The 4796-nt window shown below is 63.9% G+C and carries 4 protein-coding genes; all 4 read left to right on the plus strand.

Annotation, left to right across the window (positions count from 1 at the left end; genetic code table 11):
- Window positions 1-249: saccharopine dehydrogenase family protein (locus A9D60_RS25110; RefSeq protein WP_302621866.1), on the plus strand; the 249-nt coding region annotated here is incomplete at its 5' end.
- Between the two features lie 110 nt (window positions 250-359).
- Window positions 360-1532: a carboxynorspermidine decarboxylase gene (gene nspC, locus A9D60_RS25115; RefSeq protein ID WP_065270115.1), complete on the plus strand. Its 1173-nt coding sequence runs from the start codon at window positions 360-362 to the stop codon at window positions 1530-1532.
- On the plus strand, window positions 1529-2389 hold the full coding sequence (gene speB, locus A9D60_RS25120; protein ID WP_065270116.1) for an agmatinase: 861 nt from the start codon (window positions 1529-1531) through the stop codon (window positions 2387-2389). Before nspC ends, speB begins: the two co-directional genes overlap by 4 nt.
- Before the next feature lie 192 nt (window positions 2390-2581).
- Window positions 2582-4570 carry a TonB-dependent receptor plug domain-containing protein gene (locus A9D60_RS25125; RefSeq protein ID WP_065270117.1) on the plus strand — a complete coding sequence of 663 codons (1989 nt, stop codon included), beginning with the start codon at window positions 2582-2584 and terminating at the stop codon, window positions 4568-4570.
- Window positions 4571-4796: the final 226 nt, after the last annotated feature.

A 4796-nucleotide genomic window follows, 5' to 3' on the forward strand; every position in this document is an offset into this window, starting at 1 on the left:
GAGAAGACCTATTACATCTACAACATCTGCGACCATGAGGAATGTTATGCCGAGGTCGGCAGCCAGGCGGTGGCCTACACCACCGGCGTGCCGGCGATGATCGGCGCCGCGATGGTGATGAACGGCACCTGGCGCGAGCCGGGCGTGTGGAACACCGAACAGCTGGACCCGGATGCCTTCATGGACATGCTGAACACCGATGGCCTGCCCTGGCAGGTCGTCGAACTGGACGGCCACCCGGAGTTCTAAGCACTCCAAGACACCGGCTGCGGACGGAAACTGCCCGCGGCCAGACATTTCGGGCTGGTTTCCTACAGAAACCGGCCCTTTCCGTTCCCGCCGCAACGAAAGACCCCGCCATGGACATCAAAGCGCTCTCCACCGACAGCTTTGCCCGCTTCGACCTGCACCGCGTGCCCTCGCCCTGTTTTGTGGTCGATGAGGTCGCGGTCGAACGCAACCTGACGATCCTGAAACAGGTGGGTGACGCCTCCGGCGCCAACGTGCTTTTGGCGCTCAAGGCGTTTTCGATGTTTGCGGTGGCCCCGCTGGTGCGGCGCTACCTCTCCGGCACCTGCGCCTCCGGCCTTTACGAGGCGCGGCTGGCGCGCGAGGAATTCGGCGGCGAGGTCACCACCTATTCCGCGGGCTTCAAGGCCGAGGATCTGCCGGAAATCATCCGCCTGTCGGATCACCTGATCTTCAACTCCCCGGCCCAGCACCGCCGCTTTGCCCCGCTGATCGCAGAGGCCCGCGCGGGTGGCGAGAGCATCTCCATCGGCCTGCGCGTCAACCCGGAGCATTCCGAAGGCTGGAACGAAAAATACGACCCCACCGCCCCCTGCTCCCGCCTCGGCACGCCCGTATCGCAGCTGACGGACCAGGATTGGAACGGCGTCGAGGGCCTGCACATGCACACGCTGTGCGAACAGCTGTTCGAACCCTTGCAGCGTACCTTCGCCGCACTGGAAGATAAAATGGGCCACCGCCTCAAGCAGCTGAAATGGATCAACCTCGGCGGCGGCCACCATATCACCATGCCGGACTATGACCGCGATGGGCTGATCGCCCTGATCCGCCATATCCGCGAAACCTACGATGTCGAGGTCTTCATCGAGCCGGGCGAGGCGGTGGCGCTGCATTCCGGCATCCTGGTGGGCGAGATCCTGGACGTGGCCGAAAACGCCATGCCGCTGGCGATCACCGATATCTCCGCCACCTGCCACATGCCCGACGTGATCGAGGCCCCCTACCGCCCCGACCTGCTGGGCGAAGTGTCCGATGTCCAGCCGCACCGGCTGGGCGGGCCGTCGTGTCTGGCGGGCGATGTGATCGGCGACTACGGCTTTGCCACCCCGCCGCAGCCGGGCGACCGCATCGCCTTCCTCGACCAGTCGCATTACTCAATGGTCAAGACCAACACTTTCAACGGCGTTCCGCTGCCCGCGATTGCGCTGTGGAACTCCGATACCGATGCGCTGAAACTCCTGCGCACCCCCTCCTATGACGATTTCAAGGACCGCCTGTCATGACCTACTTCCTCGAAGGCGAACTGAGTGACGCCGAACGCGATCCCGCCACCGCCCGCTTCCGGGTGATCCCGGTGCCGCTGGAGCGCACCGTCTCCTACGGCGGCGGCACCGAAGGCGGCCCGGAGGCCATTCTTGAGGCCAGCGTCGAGCTGGAACGCCTCTACCGCGACGCAGAACCCTGCGCCGCGGGCATCGTGACCGAAGACGCCGTCGACTGCACCGGCCCCCTGCCCCAAGTGATGGAGCGCATCGCCGCCCGCACCGAGGCCGCGGTGGCCGCAGGCGCGGTGCCGGTGACGCTGGGCGGCGAGCACGCGCTCAGCTACGGCGCGGTGCGCGGTGTGGCGCGCGCATTGGGCCGCCCCGTCGGCATCGTCCAGATCGACGCCCACGCCGACCTGCGCAAGGCCTATCAGGACGAACGCCACTCCCACGCCTCGGTGATGCAGCTGCTGGCCGAGGAAGACGGCATCCGCATCGCCCAGTACGGCGTCCGCGCCATGAGCCAGGAAGAGGTCGACCGCCGCGCCGCCTGCAAGGTGATCTCCATCGACGCAGAGGAACTGGTCACCGGCAACATCCACTCCGTCACCCTGCCCGAAGATTTCCCGCAGGACGTCTATGTCTCCTTTGACGTCGACGGTCTGGACCCGGCCATCCTGCCCGCCACCGGCACGCCGGTGCCCGGCGGCCTGGGATATTATCAGGCCCTCAACATCGTCCGCTCCGCGCTGGCGGGCCGCAACCTCGCGGGCTGCGACGTGGTGGAGCTGGCCCCGACTGAGGACAGCCGGGTGTCGGAGTTCACCACCGCCCAGATCACCTATGCGCTGATGTCCTTCGCAGCGGCCAAGTAGTGCTTCCGCGGCCGGGGCATGTGTTTCCGGCCGCTCCCCCAGCGCGGCAAAACTGCAACAATTAATAACAAACAAATTTACTCAAGAATACCCCCTTGCGCCCGGCGCAAACCCTCCCTAAGAGGCCCAAGCCTTTGACAAGGCGAGCCAGGAATTAACCCAAGCTAACAGCTCCAAGAACACGGGTTAATCATGGCACGAACTTCCAGCATCCGCTTGTCCGGGCTGCTCTGCAGCACCGCGCTTTCACTCATCACCGCCTCTGCCGCCCTGGCCGAGGACGACGACATCCTGTCGCTCGACCCGATCGTGGTCAAACAGCGCGACCCCGCCGGCAACGCCGCCGACCGCGCCACCTCGATCTATGTGGCCGACGCTGAAATCGAACGCGCCGCAATGGGTGATCTCAAAGACCTGTTTGCAGGGATCGCCTCGGTCTCTGTCGGCGGCGGCATTCCGATTGCGCAAAAGATCTTTGTCAACGGCGTCGACATGCTGAACCTCGCGGTGCAGGTGGACGGCATCAGCCAGAACAACCGCACCTTCCACCACGTCAGCGCCAACGCCTTTGACCCCGGCCTGATGAAATCGGTGCGCGTCGATCCCGGCGTTGCCCCCGCCGACGCGGGTCCCCGCGCGCTGGCCGGCCGGGTGGTGATGGAAACCATCGACGCAGAGGACATCCTGCAAGACGGCGAAACCTTCGGCGGCCAGTCCCGCCTGTCCTATTCCAGCAACGGCAACACCGCCCAGGGATCGCTGACCCTGGCGGGCCGCAGCGGCGGTTTTGAAATCCTCGGCTACGCCAAGCGCGCTACTGGCGATAACTACGAGGATGGCGGCGGCAACGAGATCTCCGGCTCCGCCGCCAACCTGACCGCAGGCCTGCTGAAATTTGCCTATGAAGGCGACCAGGGCGACCGGATCGAACTGTCCCTCCAGGAGACGCAGGACAACGAGATCCGCAACATCCGGCCCAACTTCGGCCCCAGCGCCGGCACTGACTTTGCCGCCTATAACACCAAACGCCGCATCGCCTCGCTGCGCTATGAAAGCGGCAATGAAACCGGTCTCTGGGATCCCTCGGCCACCCTCGGCTTGTCCGAGATCAATGTCGACCGCCCGTCTGATCCGTGGGGCGACTCCACATCCACCAGCTCAAAAACCTACTCGCTGACACTGCAGAACGACTTCCACCTGTCGGACAGCAACACGATCACCGCCGGGGTGGACTACCAGGTCCGCGAAAGCTCGGTGAATGCGACCTGGACCAACGGCAAGACCGGCGAGGAAAGCAAAAACCTCGGCATCTTCGCCCAGGCCCGGCTGGAACCCACTGACCGGCTCAGCGTTTCGGGCGGTCTGCGCTACGACTGGCAGGACTTCACCGGCCAGGACTTCGCCCAATCCGGCACCGTCTTCACCGACGAAGCCTCCGGCGCAAGCGGCAACCTGTCGGTGGTCTATGACCTGACAGACTCCCTGTCGCTGCGGGCAGGCTACTCCAATGTGTTCGGCGGCTACGACCTCGAAGACAACTTCCTGTTCTACCGGACTTGGGACTACACGGACATCCGCTCGTCGCGCGCCGAAAACATCGTGATCGGCGCCGACTGGCAGCGCGGCAACTGGACCCTGGGCGGCGAATTGTTCAAGACGTCAATAGACGACATCCGCAGCGTGTCCCGGAGCGGTATTGTCTCCGGCAACGATTTCGAAAGCGACGGCTTCAACATCGCCGCCACCTACGGCTGGAACAGCGGGTTTGCCCGTTTCACCATGAACAAGAGCGATGTCTCCTTCAATGGCGAGGCAGCAGAAAGCTTCTACCTCGTCGACTCAGGCACCCCGATCGGCAAAGTTCTGGCGTTTGAAGTTCAGCAGGAGATCGCCACGATGAATCTGCTCGTCGGCGGCAGCGTCGAGGCGGCGTTGTCCAACGACAACAATGTTGACGGGAGCTACATCCAGAAACAACCGGGTTATGGCGTGCTGAACCTCTTTGCCGAATACAGCCCGCCGTCGCTGAACGGATTGACCATCCGGGCGGCCATCGACAACGTGTTCGACAAGCAATACGCCGACCGCGCCACCTATGGCACCGAGTATATCTCCTCGGAAGTTGCCACCCTTAACGAACCGGGCCGCAACATCTCGGTTGTGGCAACTCTCAAGTTCTAAAACCCCTTTGACCACACGGTGCCCGGCGGTTCTCCGCCGGGCACTGTAAATCAAACTAAAATACTCAGAATTCACTTTCCCCGCCCTGCCGCACAGGCTAAGTACGGGGTGTGAAACTCCTTTCACAGCCGGCGCCCAGCCTCTTGCCCGCGCCGCTCCGCAGCCAGCTTCCCGCTAGTACCGGTCAAAAACTGACCCGGCCCGACGGCCCGGCACCGCCGGGGCC

The organism is Leisingera sp. JC1 (genome assembly GCF_001679925.1).
In the GTDB taxonomy this organism is placed as follows: domain Bacteria; phylum Pseudomonadota; class Alphaproteobacteria; order Rhodobacterales; family Rhodobacteraceae; genus Leisingera.